A 25,771-nucleotide genomic window follows, 5' to 3' on the forward strand; every position below is an offset into this window, starting at 1 on the left:
CCTCTTTCGGAAAGGGGCGGCATTTCCGTTTTGCGAAGCCTGGCTAGAGGCGGGCGAGGGCGGGCGCGATCTGGCGGTCGGTGCCGGAGGCCAGTGGGGTCGGCAGGTTGTCCGCGGTGAACCAGCCCAGGTCGGTGGATTCCTCGCTGATCTGTTCGGTGGCGCCGGCCGGGCTGCGTACCAGGAACCGGACGTCGAAGTGCACGGACGGTGAAGCCGGTACGCCGTCGGCCGCGCCGCATCGGACCTCGTGGACGTCCACGTCGATCGGGTCCGGGTCGACGGTCAGTCCGGGGATGCCGGATTCCTCGGTGGCCTCGCGCAGCGCCGCGGCGGCGAGCGTGGTGTCGCCGGCCTCGCAGTGCCCGCCGAGCTGCATCCACATGCCGAGCCGGCCGTGCAGGCAGAGCAGGACCCGGCCGGTGCCGTCGACGACCAGGGCGCTGGCGGTGACGTGACCCGCGCGGTGTGCGCGGGTCATCGCGGCCGGGCCGTCGGCGAGCAGGTCCAGGGTGCGCTTGCGCGCCAGGTTCGCCTCGTCGGAGGTGGCCGTCCACGCGGCGAGCACCTGGACGGCGTCCTGATAAAGATCGGTCATGCCTCGATCCTCAGGGTGACGCCCTCGTCGTCGACCTCGGCGGTTCCGGTCATGCCCTCGGCGGTGAGGGCGGCGAGCACCCGCTGAGCGTCGGCGCCGAGGCGGATCAGATCGGCGGGCGAGTCGCTCGCCGGGTGGAGCCGCAACCGGCCGTCCGCCAGCAGAGTGTGCCGCGGCACCGTACCGCCAAGCGCCTCAAGAACCTTCCGTGTGGAGTTGGGGTGCGGAGCGGGGCCGAAATCCACACGCGGGGGTTGGTTGAGGGGTAGGGCGGCGGCGTCGCGGAGGCCGAGAGCGCGGGCCTCGGCGGTGCCCAGGCTGAACATGTCGCTCTCGGCGTCGCGGATGAGCACGCGGGCACCCTCGCCGGGGCCGGTACGCGGGTAGCCGCGCACGACCGCCACCGGCACCTGGTCGCGCTTGCCCTTGACCAGTTCGGCGGCGGCGGACAGCTCGTCGACCACGGCCATCTGGGTGAGGCTGAGTTCGTTGCCATACGGATCGATCTCACCCCGATGGTCCCGCAGCGCCTCGATCCCGGCCGCGCCGAGTGCCACATCGGTCAGCCCGTTGCGCCAGGCGCGGCCCATCGTGTCCGAGATGATGACCGCCACGTCGAGGCCACGGCGCAGGAACTCGTCGCGCAGGGCGCGGGCCGAGCCGTCCGGGTCGGCCGGGAGCAGCACGAGGTGGGTCTTGTCGACGTTCGAGGCGTCGATGCCGGCGGCGGCCATCACGAAGCCGTGGTGGGTCTGCACGATCGTGGTCGGACCGCGGCGGGCCACCACTCGGGCGGTCTCGCCGGCGAGCACCCGCTGCCGCTGCGCCTCCCGCGCCTCGCCGTCCGCGGGCACCTCGACGAGACGTCCCTCCGCCTTCGAGACGATCTTGCTGGTCACCACGAGCACGTCGCCGTCGGTCAGCCACGGCGCGGCCTTCATGATCATTTCCGCCAGGTCGTCACCGGCGGTCACGTCGCCGATGCCGCGGACCGGGCGGATCTCCAGACCGTCGCTCACCGCACACCCCCGAGTTCCAGGGCCGCCGCGACCATCCGCGCGGTCGCCTGCTCGTCGCGCATCCAGAGCGGCACCGCCCGGGTGGTCACGCCGGGCACCTCGGCGCCCGCGTCGGACTCGTCGACCAGCCAGCCGTCCAGCAGGCCACCCTCGGCGCGCGGGCCGTACATCCGGCCGACGCCGGCCGCGCTCACCTCGACCTCGAGCGTGGCGAGGCATCTGTCGGCCATGCCGCGCACGGGCGCGCCACCGATGATCGGGGAAACTCCGACGACCGGCGCCGGGCCGTCCGCCACGGCCTCCTTGAGCTGGGGTACGGCGAGAATCGGCGCGATGCTCACGACGGGGTTGCTCGGCGCCACCAGGACGATGTCGGCGCCCGCCACGGCGTCCAGGACTCCCGCCGCTGGTTTCGCCGACTCCGCGCCGACGAAGACGAAGCGGTGTGTCGGCACTTCGCCGCGGTAGCGCACCCACCACTCCTGGAAGTGGATCGCCTTGCGCTCGCCCTCGACGTCGGCGACCACATGGGTCTCCAGCCGGTCGTCGGTGGCGGGCAGCATCGTGATGCCGGGCTGCCAGCGCTCGCAGAGGGCGGCGGTGACCGCGGAGAGCGGGTATCCCGCGTTCAGCATCGTGGTGCGGACCAGGTGGGTCGCCGTGTCCTTGTCGCCCAAACCGAACCAGGACGGCTCGACGCCGTACTTCGCCAGCTCCTCCTTGACCACCCAGGTCTCGCCGACGCGGCCCCAGCCACGCTCCGGGTCGGCGGCGCCGCCCAGCGTGTACATCACGCTGTCCAGGTCGGGACAGATCTGCAGGCCGTGCATGCGCACGTCGTCGCCGACGTTGACGACCGCCGTGACTTCGGCGCCGATGGCACGCGCGTGCGCGCGCACGCCGAGGAGGAACCGGGCACCGCCGATGCCCCCGGTAAGGACCACGATCCGCATTACCTCATCCTCGCGCACCCGCGTCGTGCCGACGGGTTGCGGGTATCGGTTTACGCTGTGCCCACCTCGACGGGCCCAACACGATCACCGCACCGGGAGTAACCGTGACCACTGGATCGCAGCCCACGCCGGCGGGCGACAAACCGATAGAGCCGTACCTTCGGCCGCTGCGCGACCTCGCCGTCTACGCGCTGGCCGGTCTGCCGGCCGTGCTGCTCTTCGTCGCCGTCATCGATCTGTTCGGTGCCGACTTCGTCGGCGGTACTCGATACAGCTTCGGCAGTTTCGTGAACCTGGTGACGATCTTCTTCCCACTCGCGGCCGTGCTCCTGGCGCTGGGCGTGAAGCCGATCCACCCGAAGGCGCGGATCATCGTGCTGACCGCCGTGGTGGAGTACGGGGTCGTCGCGTTCTTCGGCCTCATCTTCGGCGTGCTCTTCGGTGTCAGCAGCATCGCCTCCGACGATCCCGGCGCCGCCTTCACCGAGTTGCTGAGCCGGGTGGCCTGGCTCGCGGTGCTGGCCCTGGCCGCGTGGGCCGTCCTGAACATCTGGCGCGGGCTCTACTCGGTGCCCAAGCCGCCGAAGCAGCCCGGTGTCTACGGCCAGCCCCAGTACCCGCAGCCGCCGTACGGGCAGCCCCAGTACGGCCAGCCCTACGGCCAGCCGCCGTACGGGCAGACCCCGCCTCCCGGCCAGCCGCCGTTCGCGCCGCAGCCGCCGCCGTTCGGCGCGCCGCCCCAGCCGGGTTACGGACAGCAGCCGGGCGCTCCGGCCGCGCCCGTCTACGGTCAGCCCGCTGGTCAGCCCGGCTGGAACCAGCCGCCGGTGCCGACACCGCCGGTCGCCGCCCCGCCCACCTCCGGGGCTCCGGCGCCGGGCGCCCAGGTCTCCGGCGCGCCCTTCTCGGACCCCACCCAGGTGGTCCCGCAGCCCGAGGACCGCACCACGAAGCTCCCCGACGACCGGCCCGGCTTCGGCCCGGCCGACCAGGACCCGCCGCGCCGGTGACGGACACGCCGGGTGCGGGAGCGTGTCTCACGACACTTCCTGTGCCCGGCGACCACGGGGGCAACGGAGCCGATTCCGGCCTAGGCTGCTTTGCGTGGTAGAGGTCAACGTGGAACCGGTACCGACCCAGGCGAGCATCCGCCGCGCTCTGCGCCGCGCCGCCGACGGCAAAGCGATCGACGTCGAAGAGGCCACCGCGTTGCTCGCGGCCGCCGGGGACCAGTTCGACGAACTCCTGTCCATCGCCGGCGGCATCCGCGACGCCGGTCTGCGTGAGGCCGGCCGGCCCGGCGTCGTCACGTACTCTCGCAAGGTTTTCATCCCTTTGACCCGGCTCTGCCGGGACCGGTGTCACTACTGCACCTTCGCCACCGTGCCGCACCGCCTGCCGGCCGCGTTCCTGGAGCGCGAGGAGGTCCTGGAGATCGCCCGGCAGGGCGCCGCGCAGGGCTGCAAGGAGGCGCTGTTCACGCTCGGCGACCGGCCGGAGGAGCGCTGGCCGGCCGCGCGGCAGTGGCTGGACGAGCGTGGCTACGACTCGACGCTCGACTACGTGCGGGCGTGCGCGATCGCGGTGCTGGAGGAGACCGGCCTGCTGCCGCACCTCAACCCCGGTGTGATGAGCTGGGCCGAGCTGCAGCGACTCAAGCCGGTCGCGCCGAGCATGGGGATGATGCTGGAGACCACCGCCACGCGGCTGTGGTCCGAGCCGGGCGGCCCGCACTACGGCTCGCCGGACAAGGACCCGGCGGTGCGCCTGCGGGTCCTCGACGACGCCGGCCGGGTCGGTGTCCCGTTCACCACCGGCATCCTGATCGGGATCGGGGAGAACGCCACCGAGCGGGCCGAGTCGCTGTTTGCGATCCGCCGTGCCGCCCGGGAGTTCGGGCACATCCAGGAAGTGATCATTCAGAACTTCCGCGCCAAGCCGGACACCGCGATGCGCGGCATGCCCGACGCCGAGCTGCGGGAGCTGGCCGCCACGGTGGCCGTCGGCCGGATCATCATGGGCCCGCGGGCGCGGATTCAGGCCCCGCCGAACCTGATCGACGACGAGTTCGCGCTGCTGCTGCGTGCCGGGATCGACGACTGGGGTGGTGTCTCCCCGGTGACGCCCGACCACGTGAACCCCGAGCGCCCGTGGCCGCAGATCGATCTACTTGCGGAGAAATCCGCTAAATCCGGATTTGTCCTCAAAGAACGCCTCACGATCTACCCGGAGTACGTCCGCAGGGGTGACGAGGGGTGGCTGGACCCGCGGCTGAAGGCCCACGTTGCGGCCCTGGCGACTCCCGAAGGGCTGGGCGCCGACGTGCTGCCGGCCGGGCTTCCGTGGCAGGAGCCGGACGACGCGTTCGGTGGCGGCCGCGTCGACCTCTTCGCCAGCATCGACACCGAGGGCCGCACGGGGGACCGGCGCTCCGACTTCGATGACGTCTACGGCGACTGGGACGAGGTGGCGGCGCACGTGAAGAGCGCGCCCGCCTCGATGCCCACGGACGTCGTGGCGGCCCTGATGCTGGCCTCCGAGGACCCGGCCGCGCTCCTGCTGCCGCAGCACGAGGACAAGGCCATGGCCCTGTTCGAGGCGGACGGGCCGGCGCTGGACGAGTTGGCCCGGATCGCTGACGACCTCCGCCGGCAGGTCAACGGCGACGACATAACGTACGTGGTGAACCGCAACATCAACTTCTCGAACGTCTGTTACGTGGGCTGCCGCTTCTGCGCGTTCGCCCAGCGCGAGAAGGACGCCGACGCGTATCGGCTGTCGGTGGAGCAGGTGGCGGACCGGGCCGAGGAGGCGTGGCGCGACGGCGCGTCCGAGGTGTGCATGCAGGGCGGTATCGATCCGAAGATGCCGGTCACCGCGTACGCCGATCTGGTTCGCGCGGTCAAGCAGCGGGTGCCCGGGATGCACGTCCACGCTTATTCGCCGATGGAGATCGTCACCGCCTCGGCGAAGGCGGGTGTGCCGATCCGCGAGTGGCTCACCGAGCTGAAAGAGGCCGGTCTCGGCACCATCCCCGGCACCGCGGCCGAGATCCTCGACGACGACGTGCGCTGGGTGCTGACCAAGGGCAAGCTGCCGACCGCCACCTGGGTCGAGGTGGTGACCACAGCGCACCAGGTCGGCGTCCGGTCCAGCTCGACCATGATGTACGGCCACGTCGACCACCCTCGACAGTGGCTCGGTCACTTCCGGGTGCTCGCCGGCATCCAGGACGTCACCGGCGGCCTCACCGAGTTCGTGGCGCTGCCGTTCGTGCACACCAACGCCCCGATCTACCTCGCCGGCATCGCCCGCCCGGGCCCGACCTGGCGGGAGAACCGGGTGGTGCACGCGATGGCCCGGGTCCTGCTGCACGGCCGGATCGACAACATCCAGTGCTCATGGGTGAAACTCGGCGACGAGGGTACCCGCGTGATGCTCAACAGTGGATGCAACGACCTGGGAGGCACCCTGATGGAGGAGACCATCTCGCGGATGGCCGGGTCGGAGCACGGTTCCGCGAGGACGGTCGCGGAGCTCAAGGAACTGGCCGCAGCCGCAGGTCGTCCCGCTGTGGAGCGGACCACGGTGTACGGCCGGCGGTGAACCGGCGTGATCCATTCGGCGGACCCGGACCGGGGGACCCCCTGCCCCTAAGTCACAAAACGGGTTAAATTGGACGCGAGGGGCCGGGCTGGCGTTACCTTCCGGTGGCTCCGGGAGATAGGGCAGGAACGGGACCGTGGAGTGCGCTCAGCGCTTCGGGGAAACGGGCCTATTTAGCAGGTTCGGCTTGACGACGCACGTCTTACACGCGTGTAATTTTGGTGGGGTTGTGGGGACGATGTGGGACTTTCGCGTCGAACCCACAGAAACACGCCGCGTGCGTGGGGGGTCAGTGTCGGCTTGTGCCGGCGCGGGAAAATGGAGGCACGCCGATGGAAGCGCAGGTTGAAGGGGTAGACCTGCTCGGGGACGCGCCCGAGTGGCAGGAGCGGGCGCTGTGTTCACAGACCGACCCGGAAGCGTTCTTCCCGGAGAAGGGCGGCTCGACGCGTGAGGCGAAGCGCATCTGCGGCCGCTGCGACGTCAAGGCCGAATGTCTGGAGTACGCACTCGGTCATGACGAGCGCTTCGGGATCTGGGGTGGACTGTCCGAACGCGAGCGCCGCAAGCTGAAGCGCAGGGTGGCCTAGAGGCTTCGCCTGGCGACTCGGCCGGGGCATCGGGGGGTGCTCATGCGAGTTCGTCAGGGTCGACGCCGAGCAGGTTGGCCACCTGTTCGATGATCACGTCGTGGACGAGGTCGGCGAGGTCCTCGCGATCCATCGCCCGGAACTCCAGCGGGCGACGGTAGAGCACGATCCGTGGCGGCAGCTCGTGCCGCCCCGGGCGGCCGGGCAGCAGCCGGGCCAGGGGCACCTCGCCGTCCTCGAGCACGTCCGAGTCGTAGACGTTCAGCTCCGGTGGCACGTCCTCGACCGCGAACTCGACGCCGGCCAGCTCTTTCGCATAGCGCCGCTCGAGGCCCTCGACGGTGTCCAGCACCAGGTCGTCGAAGATCTCCGCCTTGGTGCGCGCCAGCGGCACGGTCGCCGGCACCAGGCGGCCGCGCAGGCCGCGCCCGTGCCGGTCGCGCCGGGCCGGATGTCCCGGGCCGGTGGCGCGGGTCGCCTTCGGATCCGTCCGGCGGCGTTCGGGGCTGGTGGTCACGCGGTTCAGCGTATCCCCACCAGCGCGACAAGCGTGCTCAGGCGGGTCGCGTCGTGTGTCCCGCGCGTTAATTCACCGTTTGATTCGCCCCAACGAGACGGCGTGTCTAACGACCATGGCCGAATCGTGATACGCCCTCGGTCGGCGTGTCGCGGGGCAACACTCCCCAGAATCGCGGGCGGGGAGATAACGTGCCGCCGTGAGGTCACCACGGCGCTGCTCCCGGAACGGCTGTCCCCGACAGGCGGTCGCCACGCTGACCTACGTCTACAGCGACTCCACGGCCGTGGTCGGACCCCTCGCCGCGTTCGCCGAGCCGCACACCTATGACCTGTGCGAACCGCACGCCCGCAGCCTCACCGCCCCCCGAGGCTGGGAACTGGTTCGTCACGACGGCGACTTCGCGCCGCCCCCACCCACCACGGACGACCTCGTTGCGCTCGCTGAGGCTGTCCGTGAGGCCGCTCGCCCGGTGCCGCCCCGCCCGGACGAGGCCGAGCACGCTCCGGGCCACCAGACGGGCCGTCGCGGCCACCTCCGAGTGATCCCACCCTCCCACTGACCACCCCCACCACCGTCGACGACCCGGTGTGTGGATTAGCGGTGCGGAGCGGGGCCGAACTCCACACACGTCGCGGGCGACGGCCTGGTGTGTGGAGTTGGGTGTGGAGTGGGGCCGAACTCCACACACGTCGCGGGCGACGGCGTGGTGTGTGGAGTTGGGGTGCGGAGTGGGGCCGAACTTCACACGCGTCGGGGGTGACGGCCTGGTGTGTGGAGTTGGGGTGTGGAGTGGGGCCGAACTCCACACGGGGAGGGTGACCCACCGCTCACGCCCGGCGGGCGCGGCACGGTCTGGACCGGCGGGTCGGTCGCGTGGTGAGGGACGGGAGCTGTCGTTGACGCGTACCCCTAAAGGGCGACCAGCCGATATCTGTGCTTGAGCCACGGCAGCAAGGTCCGGTATGCCTTGATCGTGTCCGGCTGTGCGTAGTCGTGGGAAAGCACGATCGCCCCCGGCCGCGTGTGCTTCTTCACCAGCCGGATGACCTTGTTGCAGTGCGCCTTGTGCGTCTCGCCCTTGTCGTGGTCCCAGTCGCGTGGGTCGACCTTCCAGTAGATGGAGGCCATGCCCATCCCGCGTGCGGTCGCGACGAACGCGGGCGTGAAGTTGCCGCCCGGAGCGCGCATGTAGCGGATCTTCGCTTTGGGCGCGGCGGCCAGGATCGCGGCGTTGGTGCGGCCCAGGTCGGTCTTGATCTTGGCGACTGGCTTCTTGCCGAGCTTGAGATCGTGGTTCCACGTGTGGTTGCACAGCGTGTGCCCGGCCTTGACGATGTCGCGGATCAGGTTCGGATGCCGTTTCGCCTGCTGGCCGACCACGCAGAAGGTGGCCTTGACCCTGTACTTGGCGAGCAGGCGCAGGAGCTGCGGTGTGTACTGCGGGTCGGGGCCGTCGTCGAAGGTCAGCGCCACACTCCTGCTGCCGGTGGTCAGGCGGCTGCCGGCCGGGCCGGTGCGTGCCTTGGCGGCGCGTTTCTGAACGACGGCCGCCTTCTCGGTGGGTTTCGGCGAGGGCACCCGCGAAGGCGCTCGCGACGGTGACGGCGACGGTGCGGCGAGAGCGACCGGTGGCGTCTCGGCGGCCGATGAGGTGGTCTGGGCCGCAGCCGCCTGGCCGAGAAGGCCCGTCATGATCAGAATCGCACTGATCGCGAACGCCTTTCGGGTGCGGGAGAGCCGCATCGATGTTCCTCCCCAGGTTTGTCGGCGACTGCCGACGATGCCTCGGAATCTCCCGATGTGCCAGTCCTGGGCCGACTTTTTGGCACAAACCGCGTAGGTATTCAGCCTGGTGAGCGTACAATCACGCGCCGTGTCCGCAATCAATATCAATCTGCGGCCGGTCGGTGCCGACGACGTGGCCATGCTTCAGCGCTTCCGGGTCGAGCCGTTTCTGGTCGGCCTCGACTGGCACGGCTTCCGGGACCCCGGCGAGATCCAGCGCCGCTTCGACACCGACGGCTACCTGGCGCCCGGCGACGGCCGGCTGATCGTCGACGTGGACGGTGCCGCGGCCGGGCTGCTCTCCTACGTCGAGGGACGCTACGCGGAGGTCGGGACCTACATCGAGATCGGCGCCCTGCTGCTGCCGGACTTCCGTGGCCGCGGGATCGGCTGGCGCGCGCAGGCGATGCTCGCCGAATACCTGTTCGAGCACTGGCCGGTGCAACGGCTGCAGGCAGCCACGCATGTGGAGAACATCGCCGAGCAGAAGTCCCTGGTGAAGGCGGGATTCCAGCTGGAGGGCGTGATCCGGGCGTGCGAGTTCAGGGCCGGGCAGTGGCGTGACGGCATGCTTTACAGCCGCCTGCGCGACGACCCGGCCCCCGAACTTTAGGCGAGTTCCGCCAGCTCCTCCTCGGTGAGCAGGCGGGAACGGATCAGGAAGCGCACCCCCTCCGGCGCCTCCAGGGAGAAACCGGCGCCGCGCCCGGGAACGACGTCGACGGTCAGGTGCGTGTGCTTCCAGAGTTCGAACTGACTCGCCGACATCCAGAACGTGATCGGCTCCGGCACCCCCTCGATCGCCAGAGACTGCAGCAGGACGTCCGAGCTGCCGGTGCGGAACTCGCCCTCCAGGTAGCACATCGGCGAGCTGCCGTCGCAGCACCCGCCGGACTGGTGGAACATCAGTGGGCCGTGTTGCTCCCGCAGCTGCCGCATCATGCCGGCGGCCGCGGGAGTCACGTCTACTCTCGTCGCCATCGGCCTAGAAGAAGCCGAGAGCCTTGGGCGAGTAACTGACCAGCAGGTTCTTGGTCTGCTGATAGTGGTCGAGCATCATCCGGTGGTTCTCCCGGCCGATGCCGGACTGCTTGTAGCCACCGAACGCGGCGTGTGCCGGGTAGAGGTGGTAGCAGTTCGTCCACACCCGGCCCGCCTTGATCGCGCGGCCGGCCCGGTACGCCTGGTTGATGTCCCGCGTCCAGACACCGGCGCCGAGGCCGTACAGGGTGTCGTTGGCGACCTTGATCGCGTCGTCGAAGTCGGCGAACGGCGTCACCGAGACGACCGGGCCGAAGATCTCCTCCTGGAAGATCCGCATCGCGTTGCGGCCCTCGAAGATCGTCGGCTGGACGTAGTAGCCGCCGGAGAGGTCACCGGGCAGCTCGGCGCGGGCGCCACCGGTCAGCGCGCGGGCGCCCTCCTGACGGCCGATGTCCAGGTACGACAGGATCTTCTCCAGCTGGTCGTTGGAGGCCTGCGCGCCGACCTGGGTGTCGGTGTCCAGCGGGTTGCCCTGCTTGAGGTTCTCGGTCCGCTTCACGGCGGCGGCCAGGAAGTCGGAGTAGTGGCTCTGCTGGATCAGGGCGCGCGACGGGCAGGTGCAGACCTCGCCCTGGTTCAGCGCGAACATCGTGAAGCCCTCGAGGGCCTTGTCGTAGAAGTCGTCGTCGGCGCGGCTCACGTCGTCGAAGAAGATGTTCGGGCTCTTGCCGCCGAGCTCCAGGGTCACCGGGATCAGGTTCTCGGAGGCGTACTGCATGATCAGGCGGCCGGTCGTGGTCTCGCCGGTGAACGCGACCTTCGCGACCCGGTTCGAGCTCGCCAGGGGCTTGCCGGCCTCCACGCCGAAGCCGTTGACGATGTTCACGACGCCCGGCGGGATCAGGTCGCCGATCAGCGAGAACAGGTAGTGGATCGAGGCCGGGGTCTGCTCGGCCGGCTTGAGCACGACCGCGTTGCCGGCGGCCAGGGCGGGCGCCAGCTTCCAGACGGCCATCAGGATCGGGAAGTTCCACGGGATGATCTGGGCGACCACGCCGAGCGGCTCGTGGAAGTGGTACGCCACGGTGTCCTCGTCCAGCTCGCCCGCGGTGCCCTCCTGCGCGCGGATCACGCCGGCGAAGTAGCGGAAGTGGTCGATCGCGAGCGGGATGTCGGCGGCCAGGGTCTCGCGTACCGCCTTGCCGTTCTCCCAGGCCTCGGCGACGGCGAGCTTCTCGAGGTTCTGCTCCATCCGGTCGGCGATCTTGTTGAGGATGATCGACCGTTCGGTGGGCGACGTACGGCCCCAGGCGGGTGCGGCGCCGTGCGCGGCGTCCAGGGCCCGCTCGACGTCCTCAGCCGTGCCGCGGGCGATCTCGGTGAACGCCCGGCCGGTGACCGGGCTGGGGTTCTCGAAATACTGGCCCTTGGCGGGCGGGACGTACTCGCCGCCGATGTAGTGGTCGTAACGGGACTGGTAGCTGACGATGGCGCCGTCGGAACCGGGCGGGGTGTAGATGGTCACGGTCCTGCCTCCTTGGGGGTCTGGCAGGGACCGTAGTTACGTCGACGTTGCACGGACGTTGCAGAACGCGTACTCACGGTGAAGCTCGGCCACGCGGCGGGCGGCGATCGGGTCGGTGGGGGCCAGGGCGGCGTACGCCTCCCACATCTGCAGGTCGTCGGCGCCCCACGGGCTGCTCAGCCAGGTCTGGAGCAGGCGCCGGTCGCGCGCCAGGAGCACGGCGCCGCGGAGCCGGTCGTCGATGCGGCGGCGCAGCCGCACGACGCCGGGAGCGTCGGAGGTGGGGAGAAGCGCACCAGGGTACGCGGAGAGCGCCTCGGCCACCCGGCCGTGCTCCAGGAGCCGGGTCACCGTCCCGAAGTCGACCTCCACCGGCGCGCGCAGGCGATAGGGCCGGGAGTCGAGCAGCTCCGGGCCGAGGATGCGGCGCAGGCGGGACAGCTCGGCGCGGACCGTCACCGGGTTCACGTCGTCGCCGTAGAGGTCGAAGCCGAGCTGGTCGCCGGTCCGGCCCTCCGGGTGCACGGTCAGCAGGACCAGCAGTTCGGAGTGACGCCGGCCGAGACGGATCCGCTTGCCGCCGATGGTGAGCATGGCCTCGTCGCGGCCGAGAGCGGTGACCACGGGCTGCTCCCGCGGCGGCTCGGAGCCCCGCAGGAACGCCTCGGCGGCCAGCGCGGTCGCCCGGACCAGCGCCAGACTGTGCGGGTTGGCCAGATGGTCGCCGCCGGTCACGTCGATCGCGCCGAGCAGCCGGCCGGTGGCCGGGTCGTGTACCGGTGCCGCCGCGCACGTCCACTGCTGCACCGGGTGGGTGAAGTGCTCGGTCGCGAAGATCTGCAGCGCGTGGTCGACGGCGAGGGCGGTGCCCGGCGCGTTGGTGCCGGCGTGCGCCTCGTCCCAGCGCGCGCCGGGCACGAAGTTCATCGAGGCGGCGCCGCGCAGCGTGGACGGGTGGCCCTCGACCCAGAGCAGGCGGCCGTGCGCGTCGCAGACCGCCAGGATGTGGTCGCCGTCCTCGGCCAGGCCGCCCAGCAGATCCCGGAAGATCGGCATGACGCGGGCGAGCGGGTGCGCCGACCGGTAGGCCTCCAGGTCGGCGTCGGCGAGCTCGATCGGTGCGGTGGTGTCGGCGCCGATCCACGCGGCCGAGCGGGCCCACGAGTCGGCGACGATCGCGCGCATCCGGTCGGGCCGCTGTTTACCGGCGAGGAACTGCTCATGGGCGTGGCCGACCTGACGAATGCGCTCCGCCGGGTCGTCTCCGGGAGTCAGGGCCAGCCACGGGTTCCCCACCAGCCCATCGTGACCCGCGTCACGGCAGGAGACAACTAATGTTTTCGCGGTGCTGTCGCCCCGTACCGAAGAAGAAGCTCTCGCCGCACAGGAGATCTTGCGCTCCCGCGTGATCCTGGCCCCCGGACCGGCGTCTTTCGCCACCGTGGCCGGGCTGGATGTCGCCTACGACGGTGACCGGCTCGGCGCCGCGATCGTGGTGCTGGACGCGGCGGACCTCTCGGTACGCGACACCGCGATCATCCACGGCCGTCCCGAGTTCCCCTACATCACGCTGCGGCTGACGCCCCGATTCCGGCTGCCGGAGACCACCCGCGCAGCGGACCACGCGTCTCGTCTCGCGGTTGAAACCTTTCCGACGTGATCGCTCCGATACCCTCTGGCCAATAGGGGAATCGGCTGAGGAGTAGGTAAGTGTCTGATCTGTCGCAGATCATCAAGGCGTACGACGTCCGCGGGATCGTGCCGGACCAGTTCAACGAGGCGGTGGCCCGCGCGATCGGCACGGCGTTCGTGGAGATGCTGCGCGAGTCGGGTGACGAGCCGGATCAGATCGTGATCGGGCACGACATGCGCGAGTCCGGGCCCAGCCTGGCCGCCGCGTTCGCCCGGGGCGCCAACGCGGCCGGCGCCGCCGTGATCAACATCGGCCTCGCCTCGACCGACCAGCTCTACTACGCCTCGGGCGCGCTCGGGCTGCCCGGCGCGATGTTCACCGCGAGCCACAACCCGGCCCAGTACAACGGCATCAAGCTGTGCCGCTCCGGCGCGCGCCCGGTCGGGCAGGACAGCGGGCTCGTCGTCGTACGCCAGCGGGCACAGCAGCTGCTGAGCGACCTGAACGCCGAGGCCGACGGCCCGGACCAGGTGGAGCAGCGGGATCTGCTCACCGATTACGCCGCGCACCTGCGCTCGCTCGTCGACCTCTCCGGCATCCGCCCGCTCAAGGTGATCGTGGACGCCGGCAACGGGATGGGCGGCTACACCGTGCCGGCCGTGCTCGGCGACCAGGTGCTGCCCGCCCTGCCGCTGAGCATCGTGCCGCTCTTCTTCGAGCTGGACGGCTCGTTCCCGAACCACGAGGCGAACCCGCTGGACCCGAAGAACCTGGTCGACCTGCAGAACGCGGTCCGCGAGCAGGGCGCCGACATCGGTCTCGCCTTCGACGGCGACGCCGACCGCTGCTTCGTGGTCGACGAGAACGGCGACGCGGTCTCCCCGTCCGCCATCACCGCGCTGGTCGCTGCCCGCGAGCTGGCCAAGTTCCCGGGCAGCACGATCATCCACAACCTGATCACCTCGGCCGCGGTGCCGGAGATCATCGCCGAGAACGGTGGCAAGCCGGTGCGCAGCCGGGTCGGCCACTCCTTCATCAAGGCGGAGATGGCGCACAGCAACGCGGTCTTCGGCGGCGAGCACTCGGCGCACTACTACTTCCGGGACTTCTGGTTCGCCGACACCGGCATGCTCGCCGCGATGCACGTGCTCGCCGCGCTCGGCGGCCAGAACGAGCCGCTCTCCCGGTTCGCCGCGGAGTACGAGCGGTACTCCGCGTCCGGTGAGATCAACTCCACGGTCGCCGACTCCGGGGCCAAGATCGCCGAGGTCCGCGCCGCCTTCCCGGGCGCCGCCGTGGACGAGCTGGACGGCATGACCGTGCAGGTCGGCGACGGTGCGTGGTTCAACCTGCGCGCCTCCAACACCGAGCCGCTGCTGCGCCTGAACGTCGAGGCACCGGACGCCGCACGTATGGAGGCGTTGCGAGACGAGGTGCTGGCCATCGTTCGTGGATAGGATCGCCCTCGACCCTTTCCACGCAGGACGAAGGAGTACGTCGGTGGCGCTCGATCAGCAGTTGCTGGAGATTCTGGCCTGCCCGGACACCCATCACGCGCCGCTCGACCATGACGCGGAGGCGGAGACGCTGACGTGCACGGAGTGCGGCCGGATCTTCCCGATTCGGGATGACATCCCGATTCTTCTGCTGGATGAGGCGACAATTCCAGACAAAGCGGAGGAGGACGGCAAGTGACCGCTGGCGTTCACGGTCACCGCGTCGCCGACGAGTCGCTGCTCAACGACGAGAAGTCGATGCTGGCCAACGACCCGGGCGGCATGCTGCGGGCCACGGCTTCGGCCGGCGCGCAGGTCCGGGAGACCGCCGCGCTGGCCGCTGAGGTCGACCTGTCCATGCTGGCCGACGAGGGCCGACCACGGGCCGTCGTCGTCGCGGGCATCGGCACCGCCGGTCTCACCGGCAACATCCTGTCCACCGTCGCCGGCCCCCGCTGCCCGGTGCCGATCATCGGCCACCGCAGCGCGGGCGTGCCCGGCTGGGTCGGCGCGGCGGACGTGGTGATCGCGGTTTCCGCGTCCGGCCGCAGCCCCGAGGCGCTCGCCGCCGCCGAGGCCGCCGCACGCCGCGGCGCCCGGCTGGTCGCCATCGGCAACCCCGGCTCCGAGCTCGAGGCGATGGCCGAGCGGGCCCGCGCGCCGTTCATCGGCGTGCCGCGGCGCGCACCGGCCCGGGCCACCCTGTGGGGCCTGACCATCCCGGTGCTGCTCGCCGGCCGGGCCCTCGGCCTGGTCAAGGTGACCGAGGCGGACATCGCCGAGACCGCCACCCGGCTGGACAACGACGCCGAGCGGTGCCGTCCCGGCGCCGACTCCTTCGTCAACCCGGCCAAGGAGCTCGCCGTCAACCTGGCCGGTTCGGTCCCGATCGTCTGGGGCTCGTCGCCGCTGGCCACGGTCGCGGCCCGGCGGTTTGCCGACACGCTGGCCGCCAACGCGCGCTACCCGGTGATGGCCGGTGCGCTCGGCGAGGCCGGCCGGGGCCGGGTGGGCCTGCTCGACGGCGTGTTCGGCGGGCTCGCCGAGTCGTCGCGGGACATCTTCGCCGACCCGGAGGACGCCGACGAGAACGTGACCCGGCTGCGGCTCGTGGTGCTGCGCGACGGCGGGCTCAACCCGGAGGACGACGCCGACGAGCCGGTCGCGGTCGAGGAGCGGCGGGCCGACGCGGTCCAGACGCTCGCCGACCGCCGGGGCGTACGCTGCGACGTGCTCACCGCCGAGGGCGGCTCGTCGCTGGAGCGGCTCGCGTCGCTGGTCGCGGTCCCCGACTTCGCCTCGCTCTACCTGGCACTGGCACACGGCCTCGACCCGATGGCGGTGCCGGCGATCAGCGAGATGAAGGAGCTGTCGAACCCCCTGCCGGACGGCTTGCAGTGAGTGCCGAGGGCGGCACCCGAGCGATCGTCGCCGCTCTCAGCGCCAACCTGGGTATCGCGGCGACCAAGTTCGTGGCGTACCTGCTCACCAGCTCCTCGTCGATGTTGGCCGAGTCGATCCACTCGGTGGCCGACTCGGGCAACCAGCTGCTGCTGCTGATCGGCGGCAAGCGGGCCAAGCGGGAGGCGACCCCGGAGCACCCGTTCGGGTTCGGCCGGGAGCGCTACATCTACGCGTTCATCGTGTCCATCGTGCTGTTCAGCGTCGGTGGGCTGTTCGCGCTCTACGAGGCGTACCACAAGTGGCACGAGGGCGGCGGCATCGAGGACCACGCCTGGGTTCCGATCGTGGTCCTGGTGATCGCCATCGGGCTGGAGAGCTACTCGTTCCGTACCGCGATCAAGGAGTCGAACCAGGTCCGCGGCAAGACCGGCTGGGTCACCTTCGTGCGCCGTGCCAAGGCGCCCGAGCTGCCGGTCGTGCTCCTGGAGGACTTCGGCGCGCTGATCGGCCTGGTTCTGGCACTCTTCGGCGTCTCGCTGACGATCATCACCGGCGACGGGATCTGGGACGCGATCGGTACCGCCGGCATCGGCATCCTGCTGGTCACCATCGCGGTCATCCTGGCCGTGGAGACCAAGAGCCTGCTGATCGGCGAGGGCGCCAACCCGGAGGCGGTGCAGCAGATCGAGCAGGCCGTGCTGGCCGGCGAGGGCATCGAGCGGATCATCCACATGAAGACGCTGCACCTCGGCCCGGACGAGCTGCTGGTCGCCGTGAAGATCGCGGTGCCGCGGACGGAGAGCGCCGCGGAGGTCGCCCGGCACATCGACGAGACCGAGGTGCGCATCCGCGAGGCGGTCCCGATCGCCCGGGTGATCTACATCGAGCCCGACATCTATCGCGCTCCGGTCAGCGCATGAGACTGCTAGTTTGCCGGGTATGACCGTCTACCCGCTGACCGGCGTGATCCGGCCGTACGCCTGGGGCTCCCGGACCGCGATCGCCACGCTGCAGGGCCGTCCTCCGGCCGAGGGGCCGGAGGCGGAGCTGTGGCTGGGCGCGCACCCGGACGACCCGTCGACGGTCCCCACGCCCGACGGTCAGATCGAGCTGACCAAGCTGATCGCGGACGACCCTCGCGGTCAGCTGGGCGACGCCGTCACCGAGGCGTTCGGGGCGCGCTTGCCGTACCTCATGAAGGTCCTCGCGGCCGGCGCCCCGCTGTCGCTGCAGGCCCACCCGGACGCCGACTACGCACGCGAGGCCTTCGCCCGCCAGCAGGCCGACCCGGCGCTGCCGAAGAACTACACCGACGCGCACCACAAGCCCGAGATGCTGGTCGCGCTCACCGATTTCGAGGCACTCTGCGGCTTCCGCCACCCCTCGGCGGCAGCCGACGACCTCCTCGCTCTGCGGATCACCCGCCTGCAGCCGGTGATCGACGCCCTCCGCGCCGGCGACCTGTCCGCCGCGGTCCGTCTCCTGCTCACCTGGCCCGCCGACGACCGCGCCGCGCTCGTCGACGAGGTGGTCGCCGCGGGCACGTCCGAGCTGGCGGTCCGCCTGGCCGGCCACTATCCCGGTGACCCGGGCGTGCTTGTCGCGCTCCTGCTCAACCTGGTCCGCCTGGCGCCGGGCGAGGCGATCTGGATGCCGGCGGGCAACCTGCACGCCTACCTGAACGGGCTGGGCGTCGAACTCATGGCCGCCAGCGACAACGTCCTCCGAGGCGGCCTGACCCCGAAACGCGTCGACGTGGACGAGCTGCTCCGCGTGCTGCGCTTCGAGGTCCTTGAGGACCCGCTGCTCCACCCGGCGTCGTCCGACGGCGTGGTGACGTCCTGGCGGGTACCGGTGCCGGACTTCGAGATGTCCCGGGTTGCCCTGTCGCCGTCGCGCCCGCCGGTGCGGCTTCCGGGTGGCGGGGCGCGGGTCATTCTGGGGGTGGCGGGGGAGGTCCAGGTGGGTGAGGGCCACGGCGTCCCGGTCACGCTCCTGCCGGGGACGGCTGCTTACGCGCCGGCGTCGGCGGGCGACCTCACGGCAGCGGGCGTCGGGGAGATCTTCGTGGCTTCGGTCCCGCTTTCTTAGAGGTACGCGACAACCGCGCCCCCTCATTTTCAGGGCCGTCCCGTCCGTCCCACGCGACCGGAGTGCCGGTCCATGCCATAGCGCGACCGCCGACGCAACTGCCGTGCCCGACGGCCCGGCCGTTGCTCAGTCTGCTCATGCCACGAGCAGGCCAGAACCCGCGTGTGGATTTCGGCCCCGCTCCGCACCTCAACTCCACACGGAAGGTTTCGCGGCGCGGCGCAAGTCCGAAATTTCTGGAAATTCCTTGACATGGTGGTTGCGGAGTGTGAATCTAGAAGCACGCAGCGTCATTGGTGATCGGGGGGTCCCACGGACGCGCGCGGTACCAAACCGGGGGGATGAACGGGGCGGCGGGCTCAGGCCTGTCGCCCCGTTCGCTATGCCCGGCGAGCGCGTTTCTCGTACGGTAAATGGGCTTTGATTGTGAAAAGTCCCGTCGACGAGGAGCTTTGGATGACCAGCGCGACGCTCTCCGAGGGTGATTTCAAGGTCGCCGACCTGTCGCTCGCCGCCTTCGGCCGCAAGGAGATCGAACTGGCCGAGCACGAGATGCCCGGCCTGATGGCGCTCCGGAAGGAGTTCGGAGCCAGCCGGCCGTTGCGTGGGGCGCGGATCACCGGGTCGCTGCACATGACGATTCAGACCGCGGTGCTGATCGAGACGCTGACCGCGCTGGGTGCGCAGGTCCGGTGGGCCTCCTGCAACATCTTCTCGACGCAGGACCACGCGGCCGCCGCGATCGTGGTCGGCCGGGACGGCACGCCGGACGAGCCGAGGGGTGTGCCGGTCTACGCGTGGAAGGGCGAGACGCTCGACGAGTACTGGTGGTGCACCGAGAAGGTGCTGCTCTGGCCGGACGGCGAGGCGCCCAACATGATCCTCGACGACGGTGGTGACGCCACGCTGCTCGTGCACAAGGGTGCCGAGTTCGAGCGGGCCGGTGCGGTGCCGTCGCCGGAGACCGCCGACTCCGAGGAGTACGCGGTCATCCTGAAGCTGCTCGCCCGCAGCCTGACCGAGGACGACCGCCGCTGGAGCCGGACCTCGGCCGGCATCAAGGGCGTCACCGAGGAGACCACCACCGGCGTGCACCGGCTGTACGAGATGCAGCAGAACGGCACACTGCTCTTCCCGGCGATCAACGTCAACGACTCGGTGACCAAGTCGAAGTTCGACAACAAGTACGGCTGCCGGCACTCATTGATCGACGGCATCAACCGGGCCACCGATGTGCTGATCGGCGGCAAGGTGGCGGTGGTGTTCGGGTACGGCGACGTGGGCAAGGGCTGCGCCGAGTCGCTGCGCGGCCAGGGCGCCCGGGTGATCGTGACCGAGGTGGACCCGATCTGCGCGCTGCAGGCGGCGATGGACGGCTATCAGGTCGCCACGATCGACGATGTTGTGACTTATGCGGACATCTTCGTGACGGCGACCGGGTGCTTCGACGTGATCACCCACGAGCACATGGCTCGAATGAAACACCAGGCTATCGTCGGAAATATCGGCCATTTCGATAATGAGATCGATATGGCGGGCCTGCAGCGGCGGAGTGACGTCACGAGGATCAACATCAAGCCGCAGGTCGACGAGTGGCGCTTCGCCGACGGCCACTCGATCATCGTGCTCTCCGAGGGCCGGCTGCTGAACCTGGGCAACGCGACCGGTCACCCGTCGTTCGTCATGAGCAACAGCTTCTCGAACCAGACGATCGCGCAGATCGAGCTCTTTACGAAGACCGAGGAGTACCCCGTTGGGGTGTACGTGCTCCCGAAACATCTCGACGAGAAAGTGGCCCGGTTGCACCTGGACGCGCTCGGCGTGCGGCTCACCGAGTTGACCAAGGAGCAGGCCGCTTACCTGGGAATCGCGGTGGAGGGTCCGTACAAACCGGAGCATTATCGGTACTGATACGTGCCTGAGCCCCCACTCGCCCGCCGAGCGGGGGCTCGCATCCCCCGGCGGTTGCCGCCACCAGGTTGGGCTTTCGCTTTCTCATTACTCCACGACGCCGCCTACCTTGCAAGTGCATTGGCTGCCGTGCAACTTGCAAACCACCATCGATGCGCCGTTATGGTGGCCACGTGGCGAGGCCGACATCGACAGCGCGCCGTGAGCTCGGGGGAGAACTGCGCCGGCTCCGCGGTGAGCGCCGTGCTGTCGACGTCGCCACGGCACTCGGCTGGTCCGAGTCGAAGCTGAGCCGGATCGAGACCGCGCACACCGGCATCACCGAGTCCGACCTCGACCGGCTGCTCACGCTGTACGGCGTGGCCACCGAGGACCGTGGCCGGCTGCGTGACCTGGCGCGCCGCGGGCGGACCCGGGCCTGGTGGACGCCGTACCGGTCGTCGGTCCCGGATCCGTACGACGAGTACCTGGCGCTCGAGTCCGAGGCGGTGCGGATCTCCGAGTGGGAGGCCCAGGTGGTGCCGGGCCTGCTGCAGACCGACGAGTACGCGAGAGCCGTCATCGAGACCGGCGCGGACGTCGAGGACACCTCCACGATTCAGCGCCGTCTTGCCGTACGCATGGCTCGTCAGGCCGTCCTGACCCGGGAGCCGCCGCCGTCGCTGCGGATCGTCCTCGACGAGAGCGTCCTGCTCCGCGAGATCGGCGGTCGCGAGGTGCAGTGCCGCCAGCTGAGCAGGCTCTACGAGGCGAGCAGCCGGCCGGGCGTCGAGCTGCTGATCCTGCCGTTCCACGCCGGGGCGCACGCCGGGCTGGTCGAGTCGTTCCTGGTGATGGAGTTCGCCGAGGGCACGCGTAACCCGGTGGTGCACATCGAGGGGCTGACCGGCGGCCTCTTCCGGGTGAAGCCCGACGAGATCGACGTTTATCACGATGCCTTCGATGACCTGCTCGAACGCTCATTGTCGCCAGAAGAGAGCCGAACGGCCATCGCTGAGACGAGGGATCACCTCGCCCGATGAGCGCGCATGGTGGGTTCCAATGGAGAAGTAGTCCATGGAAGGAGATGATCATCATGCAGGACGCCACTCTCACCTGGCGCAAGAGCAGCCGCAGTGGTGCTGCCGGACACTGCGTCGAAGTCGCCAACGTGCCGGCCACGGTTCTGGTCCGTGACTCGAAGGACCAGACCGGGCCGGTGCTGAGCTTCGGCAACGGGGACTGGACCGGCTTCATCGCCGGTGTCCGAGCGGGAGAGTTCGACCGGCCCGGCGCGTGACGGACGGACTTACGCGCCACGGGCGGTCCCGGTCCGGGACCGCCCGTTTTTTCGTGCCGGGGAGCAGGTTCCCCGGCAAGATCGACCCCCAGGTAGCGCGAAGGCTGGGAGGACAGTGCAATATTGGACCGCATGAGAGCCCGGGTACTGGTCGTCGACGACGATCCCGCGTTGGCCGAGATGCTCGGCATCGTTCTGCGCAGTGAGGGTTTCCTGCCCTCGTTCGTGGCGGACGGAGAGCGCGCCCTCGCCGCTTTCCGGGAGAATCGTCCGGACATCGTCCTGCTGGATCTGATGCTGCCCGGGATGAGCGGCATTGACGTGGCGCGAGCGATCCGCGCCGAGTCGGGCATCCCGATCGTCATGCTCACGGCGAAGAGCGACACCGTCGACGTCGTGCTGGGCCTGGAGTCCGGCGCCGACGACTACGTGGTGAAGCCGTTCAAGCCCAAGGAACTGGTGGCCCGGATGCGGGCCCGGTTGCGCCGGGGCGAGGACGCCGCGCCGGAGATGCTGACCATCGGCCCTCCCGGCAACCAGATCACCATCGACGTCCCGGCGCACACCGTGTCCCGTGACGGCGAAGAGGTGAAGCTGACCCCGCTGGAGTTCGACCTGCTGGTGGCCCTGGCCCGCAAGCCGCGCCAGGTCTTCACCCGCGAGGTGCTGCTGGAACAGGTCTGGGGTTACCGGCACGCCGCCGACACCCGGCTGGTCAACGTGCACGTCCAGCGACTGCGGGCGAAGATCGAGCCGGACCCCGAGCGGCCGGAGATCATCCTGACGGTTCGTGGTGTCGGCTACAAGGCGGGCACCGGCTGATCGCCGGCAGCGGCTAACCTTGCCGCGTAATGCGTGCTCCGGCCTGGCTCCCCATGCCCGTGCGCCGCGTCCTCCGGGTGGCGCGGCGCTACTGGCGCGTGGTCTCGCGCCGCCTCCAGCAATACACCGCACCGGCCCGGCGGTCCTGGCGCCGCTCGCTGCAGCTGCGCGTGGTCACGCTCACCCTGGTGGCGTCGAGCCTGCTGGTCGGCACGTTCGGGTGGTTCATCGCGGACCGCAGCGCCAAGATCCTGCTGAGCCGGACGCAGGACGAGGCGGCCACCTCGCTGAGCGCCAAGGTCGAGTGGGCGGACAGCCAGCTCACCGTGCACCCGCAGGCCCGTGACCCCGAGCTGCCGAACACCATCAACGCCACGGTCATCCAGCTGTTCGACGGCGATCCGGCCGAGGACGGCGGCACGATGGTCTCGATCCGCGCCGCGCAGCATCCGGAGCTCAAGTCGGTCACCGTCCCCGATCGCAACACCGACGAGCTGATCACCGACGAGCTGGTCCGCGCGGTCTCCGACTCCGGCCAGGTGGCGCACCAGATCCGGACCGCCGAGATCAACGGCAAGACCACAAAATATCTTGTGTACGGGTCGCCGGTGCCAACCAAATTCGGCCACCTCGAGCTGTATTACATGGTCCCGCTCACCTCCGAGGACCAGGACGCGAACCTGATCCGCACGACGGTGCTGGCCACCGGTCTGGCGCTGGTGATGCTGCTCGGCGTGGTGGCCGGCCTGGTCACCCGTCTGGTGGTCACCCCGGTCCGGGTCGCCGCGCGGACCGCTCAGCGGCTCTCCGCGGGCCTGCTCGACCAGCGGATGAAGGTGGACGGCGAGGACGACCTGGCCCTGCTGGCGGCCGCGTTCAACCAGATGGCGGCGAACCTGCAGCGCCAGATCGTGCGGCTGGAGGAGATGTCCCGCCTGCAGCGCCGGTTCACCTCCGACGTGTCGCACGAGCTGCGGACCCCGCTGACTACCGTACGCATGGCCGCCGACCTGATCTTCTCCGAGCGCGAGGAGTTCGACCCGGCCGTCGCGCGCAGCGCCGAGCTGCTGCAGGCCGAGCTGGACCGGTTCGAGGACCTGCTCACCGACCTGCTGGAGATCAGCAGGTTCGACGCCGGTTTCGCCGCGCTGGACGCCGAGCACACCGACCTCGTCCCGATCGTGCAGCGCGTCGCCGACCGCCTGGCGGGCCTCGCCGAGCGGGCCGGTGTCGAGATGGAGCTGCGCCTGCCGGACACTCCGGTGATCGCCGAGGTCGACCCGCGCCGGGTCGAGCGGGTGCTGCGCAACCTTGTCGGCAACGCCGTCGAGCACGCCGAGGCGAAACCCGTGGTGGTCACGATGACGACCGACGAGGCCGCGGTGGCGGTCACCGTTCGCGACTACGGCATCGGGCTGAAGCCGGGCGAGGAGCGGCTGGTCTTCAACCGCTTCTGGCGTGCCGACCCGTCCCGCGCCCGGCAGACCGGCGGCACCGGGCTCGGCCTGTCGATCAGCGTCGAGGACGCCCGGCTGCACGGCGGATGGCTGGAGGCCTGGGGCGCGCCCGGCGAGGGCGCGCAGTTCCGTCTGACGCTGCCCGTGCGCGCCGGCGACCGGCTGGTGGCCGCGCCGCTGCCGCTGATACCGCGCGACCGCCCGGCCACGACCACCGGCGAGCCGGCGGAGGTGAGCTGATGCGACGTTCGCTGCCGGTCGTGCTGGTCCCGGTCGTCACCGTGCTGGTGGTGCTGGGCCTTGGCGGCTGCGGCATCCCCGACCAGACCGGGGTGACCGAGGTCGGCCCCGGGCCGTCGACCGGCATCGCGACCGGTAACAACGACACCTGGGATCCGCCGAGCCGGACGAGTTCGCGCGAGTGGAGCCAGTTCGTCGCCAACTACCTGGGCGCGGCCGCGGGCGACGTGGACACCGCCGCCGACCGGGTCAAGGAGTTCATGACGCCGGGTGCGAAGGCCCGGTTCAAGCCGGCCAGCGGCCTGCGGGTGATCCGGCTGACCGGCGTGCCGGTGGTCACCCCCGGTCAGAGCAAGGTCCCCCTGGAGTACGAGTTGATCGGCACCCTGGGCAAGAACGGCATCCTCGAGCCGGCGCCCGAACCGGTCGCCGGCAAGTACGAACTCACCATCACCGAGAGCGCGGCCGACGGGCTCTTCGTCGCCGCCGCGCCCGACTTCCTGCTGCTCAGTGACACCGCGCTGGACACGTCGTACGTCGAGCGGACGATCTATTTCTGGAACAACGAGCACACCACGCTGATCCCGGACGTCCGGTACATGCTCAACGGTGTGCCGCCCGAGCAGGAGCCGACCGTCATCCTCGGCTGGCTCATCGCCGGGCCGTCGCCGTGGCTGCAGGCCGTGGCCGAGCCGCTGCCGGAGGGCACCGCGACGATCGGCAAGGTGGTGCCGGCCATCAGCGGCGGGCGGCTGCAGATCGACCTGAACGCGCAGGCCCTGCCAGCCGAGGACGCGTCCGGCGCGCTGGACCGGTTGCGCCGTCAGCTCCAGTGGTCCCTGCGGCATCTGGTGCTGCAGACGCTCGACCTGCGGATCGGGCACCAGGAGGCGCAGCACTTCTCGGACAACAACTACCTGAACAGCAACGCGGCGTACAGGTTGGGCACGACGCCGGAGCGGTTCGTGGTGTTCGACGGCCGGATCGTCCGCCTGGCCGACTCGTTGCGCGAGGAGGAGCGGGTCCCGGCCGTCTCCGATGCGGCCAACAAGGACGTACGCACCGCCGGCCTCAGCAGCTCGTCGACGCACACCTTCGCGGCCCTGGTGACCGGCTCGGGGCGTAACGAGACGCTGCGGGTGGGCGCGGCGCCCTTCAACGACGAGGCCGCTCTCGAACCGGTCAGTGGCCTGCCGGACGGCGCGGCGTACCCGATCTGGGCGATCACCCCGGACGGGACCACCGAGGGCGCGATCGGCCTGATCATCGCGGACGGCCGGGTCTACAGCTTCGGCGCGCGGGGCGGTGCGGCCCGGGCGGTGCCGTTCTCGGGTGGCGGCGGCAAGATCAGCTCGATCTCGGTCGCGCCGGACGGGCACCGGGTGGCGCTGGTCGCCGGCGGCAAGCTCTACCGGGCCGCGTTGTCGGTCAGCGGCGACGGCGTGGCGCTCGTCGACCCGGAGCCGCTGCGGCCGCCGTTCGCCACGGTCACCGCGGTCGGCTTCAGCAGTGAGAGCTGGCTCACCGTGGCCGGCACCCGCCGGGAGGGCCGCGTGGCGATCATGGACGTCTCGATCGACGGCGCGCTGCCCGGTCCCCGCCCGCTGGACATCGGCAACGGTGTCGTCAACTACCTGGCCGTCTTCCCGGTCAACCCGGTGACCAACGAGTTCCACTCCGCCTCGGTGACGTTCACGACCGGGACGGCCGCCTGGGACGCGTTCTCCAACCCGGTCGCGATCGCGGTGAAGAACCTGGCGAACCCGCCGGCCGACCCGCCGGCCGGCAAGAGCCCGACGGCACCCTTCTTCCTGAACTGACGTGGGATCGTGGCGCTTCTCGGCGAGCTGGCCGACCT

At 70.3% G+C, this 25,771-nt stretch carries 25 protein-coding genes; 17 read left to right on the top strand and 8 right to left on the bottom strand.

The window, feature by feature from the left end:
- Positions 1 to 43 precede the first annotated feature (43 nt).
- The 3 genes from AB0M02_RS08955 to cofD are packed head-to-tail and all read right to left on the bottom strand — an operon-like array spanning position 44 to position 2,570.
- The gene (locus AB0M02_RS08955) at positions 44 to 598 is read right to left on the bottom strand and encodes an NUDIX hydrolase (RefSeq protein WP_364223755.1); all 555 of its coding nucleotides are present in this window, start codon (positions 596 to 598) and stop codon (positions 44 to 46) included.
- Positions 595 to 1,617, bottom strand: a complete 1,023-nt coding sequence (locus tag AB0M02_RS08960) for a coenzyme F420-0:L-glutamate ligase (protein ID WP_364223757.1) — start codon at positions 1,615 to 1,617, stop codon at positions 595 to 597. Before AB0M02_RS08960 ends, AB0M02_RS08955 begins: the two co-directional genes overlap by 4 nt.
- On the bottom strand, positions 1,614 to 2,570 hold the full coding sequence (gene cofD / locus AB0M02_RS08965; protein WP_364223759.1) for a 2-phospho-L-lactate transferase: 957 nt from the start codon (positions 2,568 to 2,570) through the stop codon (positions 1,614 to 1,616). The genes AB0M02_RS08960 and cofD overlap by 4 nt, the downstream gene beginning before the upstream one ends.
- Before the next feature lie 104 nt (positions 2,571 to 2,674).
- Here cofD and AB0M02_RS08970 point away from each other — a divergent pair, with 104 nt between their 5' ends.
- The 3 genes from AB0M02_RS08970 (at position 2,675) to AB0M02_RS08980 (ending at position 6,766) form a co-directional block, all read left to right on the top strand.
- Positions 2,675 to 3,580: a hypothetical protein gene (locus AB0M02_RS08970; protein WP_364223761.1), complete on the top strand. Its 906-nt coding sequence runs from the start codon at positions 2,675 to 2,677 to the stop codon at positions 3,578 to 3,580.
- Positions 3,581 to 3,689: 109 nt separating this feature from the next.
- On the top strand, positions 3,690 to 6,176 hold the full coding sequence (locus AB0M02_RS08975) for a bifunctional FO biosynthesis protein CofGH (protein ID WP_364223763.1): 2,487 nt from the start codon (positions 3,690 to 3,692) through the stop codon (positions 6,174 to 6,176).
- 332 nt (positions 6,177 to 6,508) lie between these two features.
- Positions 6,509 to 6,766, top strand: coding sequence for a WhiB family transcriptional regulator (locus AB0M02_RS08980; RefSeq protein WP_015619224.1), 258 nt, complete (start codon positions 6,509 to 6,511; stop codon positions 6,764 to 6,766).
- A gap of 40 nt (positions 6,767 to 6,806) precedes the next feature.
- Here AB0M02_RS08980 and AB0M02_RS08985 read toward each other — a convergent pair whose 3' ends face one another.
- Positions 6,807 to 7,172, bottom strand: a complete 366-nt coding sequence (locus AB0M02_RS08985; RefSeq protein ID WP_364224507.1) for a metallopeptidase family protein — start codon at positions 7,170 to 7,172, stop codon at positions 6,807 to 6,809.
- A gap of 310 nt (positions 7,173 to 7,482) precedes the next feature.
- On the opposite strand from AB0M02_RS08985, the gene AB0M02_RS08990 reads away from it, so the two are divergent.
- Complete coding sequence (locus AB0M02_RS08990; protein ID WP_364223765.1) at positions 7,483 to 7,845, top strand: DUF3499 domain-containing protein; 363 nt, start codon at positions 7,483 to 7,485, stop codon at positions 7,843 to 7,845.
- A 350-nt stretch (positions 7,846 to 8,195) separates the two neighbouring features.
- On the opposite strand, the gene AB0M02_RS08995 is transcribed toward AB0M02_RS08990, so the two are convergent.
- Positions 8,196 to 9,029: a polysaccharide deacetylase family protein gene (locus AB0M02_RS08995; RefSeq protein WP_364223767.1), complete on the bottom strand. Its 834-nt coding sequence runs from the start codon at positions 9,027 to 9,029 to the stop codon at positions 8,196 to 8,198.
- A gap of 130 nt (positions 9,030 to 9,159) precedes the next feature.
- On the opposite strand from AB0M02_RS08995, the gene AB0M02_RS09000 reads away from it, so the two are divergent.
- On the top strand, positions 9,160 to 9,684 hold the full coding sequence (locus tag AB0M02_RS09000) for a GNAT family protein (RefSeq protein WP_364223769.1): 525 nt from the start codon (positions 9,160 to 9,162) through the stop codon (positions 9,682 to 9,684).
- Here AB0M02_RS09000 and AB0M02_RS09005 read toward each other — a convergent pair.
- From AB0M02_RS09005 to AB0M02_RS09015, 3 genes are read right to left on the bottom strand one after another with little or no spacing between them, the layout of a single operon-like run.
- Complete coding sequence (locus AB0M02_RS09005) at positions 9,681 to 10,052, bottom strand: DUF779 domain-containing protein (RefSeq protein WP_364223771.1); 372 nt, start codon at positions 10,050 to 10,052, stop codon at positions 9,681 to 9,683. The two genes, AB0M02_RS09000 and AB0M02_RS09005, sit on opposite strands and share 4 nt — an antisense overlap.
- 4 nt (positions 10,053 to 10,056) lie before the next feature.
- Complete coding sequence (locus AB0M02_RS09010; RefSeq protein ID WP_364223773.1) at positions 10,057 to 11,580, bottom strand: aldehyde dehydrogenase family protein; 1,524 nt, start codon at positions 11,578 to 11,580, stop codon at positions 10,057 to 10,059.
- A gap of 36 nt (positions 11,581 to 11,616) precedes the next feature.
- Positions 11,617 to 12,876, bottom strand: coding sequence for a GAF domain-containing protein (locus tag AB0M02_RS09015; protein WP_364223775.1), 1,260 nt, complete (start codon positions 12,874 to 12,876; stop codon positions 11,617 to 11,619).
- 49 nt (positions 12,877 to 12,925) lie between these two features.
- Here AB0M02_RS09015 and AB0M02_RS09020 point away from each other — a divergent pair, with 49 nt between their 5' ends.
- From AB0M02_RS09020 to AB0M02_RS09075, 12 genes are all read left to right on the top strand, one after another.
- The gene (locus AB0M02_RS09020; RefSeq protein ID WP_364223777.1) at positions 12,926 to 13,240 is read left to right on the top strand and encodes an endonuclease V; all 315 of its coding nucleotides are present in this window, start codon (positions 12,926 to 12,928) and stop codon (positions 13,238 to 13,240) included.
- A 50-nt stretch (positions 13,241 to 13,290) separates the two neighbouring features.
- Positions 13,291 to 14,670: a phosphomannomutase/phosphoglucomutase gene (locus AB0M02_RS09025; RefSeq protein WP_364223779.1), complete on the top strand. Its 1,380-nt coding sequence runs from the start codon at positions 13,291 to 13,293 to the stop codon at positions 14,668 to 14,670.
- Between the two features lie 43 nt (positions 14,671 to 14,713).
- The gene (locus AB0M02_RS09030; RefSeq protein ID WP_364223781.1) at positions 14,714 to 14,908 is read left to right on the top strand and encodes a Trm112 family protein; all 195 of its coding nucleotides are present in this window, start codon (positions 14,714 to 14,716) and stop codon (positions 14,906 to 14,908) included.
- 59 nt (positions 14,909 to 14,967) lie between these two features.
- On the top strand, positions 14,968 to 16,110 hold the full coding sequence (locus AB0M02_RS09035; protein ID WP_364224509.1) for an SIS domain-containing protein: 1,143 nt from the start codon (positions 14,968 to 14,970) through the stop codon (positions 16,108 to 16,110).
- Positions 16,107 to 17,033, top strand: a complete 927-nt coding sequence (locus AB0M02_RS09040; RefSeq protein ID WP_364223783.1) for a cation diffusion facilitator family transporter — start codon at positions 16,107 to 16,109, stop codon at positions 17,031 to 17,033. The genes AB0M02_RS09035 and AB0M02_RS09040 overlap by 4 nt, the downstream gene beginning before the upstream one ends.
- A 19-nt stretch (positions 17,034 to 17,052) precedes the next feature.
- Positions 17,053 to 18,204, top strand: a complete 1,152-nt coding sequence (gene manA / locus AB0M02_RS09045; RefSeq protein ID WP_364223785.1) for a mannose-6-phosphate isomerase, class I — start codon at positions 17,053 to 17,055, stop codon at positions 18,202 to 18,204.
- 456 nt (positions 18,205 to 18,660) lie between these two features.
- Positions 18,661 to 20,115 (top strand): adenosylhomocysteinase, encoded by a 1,455-nt coding sequence (gene ahcY, locus AB0M02_RS09050; protein ID WP_364223787.1) that lies wholly within the window; start codon positions 18,661 to 18,663, stop codon positions 20,113 to 20,115.
- Between the two features lie 173 nt (positions 20,116 to 20,288).
- Positions 20,289 to 21,137 carry a helix-turn-helix transcriptional regulator gene (locus AB0M02_RS09055; RefSeq protein WP_364223789.1) on the top strand — a complete coding sequence of 283 codons (849 nt, stop codon included), beginning with the start codon at positions 20,289 to 20,291 and terminating at the stop codon, positions 21,135 to 21,137.
- Positions 21,138 to 21,190: 53 nt separating this feature from the next.
- On the top strand, positions 21,191 to 21,394 hold the full coding sequence (locus tag AB0M02_RS09060) for a DUF397 domain-containing protein (protein WP_364223791.1): 204 nt from the start codon (positions 21,191 to 21,193) through the stop codon (positions 21,392 to 21,394).
- A 132-nt stretch (positions 21,395 to 21,526) separates the two neighbouring features.
- Positions 21,527 to 22,216 (top strand): MtrAB system response regulator MtrA, encoded by a 690-nt coding sequence (gene mtrA, locus AB0M02_RS09065; RefSeq protein WP_014688036.1) that lies wholly within the window; start codon positions 21,527 to 21,529, stop codon positions 22,214 to 22,216.
- A 53-nt stretch (positions 22,217 to 22,269) separates the two neighbouring features.
- Positions 22,270 to 23,913, top strand: a complete 1,644-nt coding sequence (mtrB, locus tag AB0M02_RS09070) for an MtrAB system histidine kinase MtrB (RefSeq protein ID WP_364223794.1) — start codon at positions 22,270 to 22,272, stop codon at positions 23,911 to 23,913.
- Complete coding sequence (locus AB0M02_RS09075) at positions 23,913 to 25,733, top strand: LpqB family beta-propeller domain-containing protein (protein WP_364223796.1); 1,821 nt, start codon at positions 23,913 to 23,915, stop codon at positions 25,731 to 25,733. The genes mtrB and AB0M02_RS09075 overlap by 1 nt, the downstream gene beginning before the upstream one ends.
- Positions 25,734 to 25,771 lie beyond the last annotated feature (38 nt).

Origin of the sequence: Actinoplanes sp. NPDC051861 (assembly GCF_040681145.1) — a bacterium.
GTDB lineage: Bacteria > Actinomycetota > Actinomycetes > Mycobacteriales > Micromonosporaceae > Actinoplanes.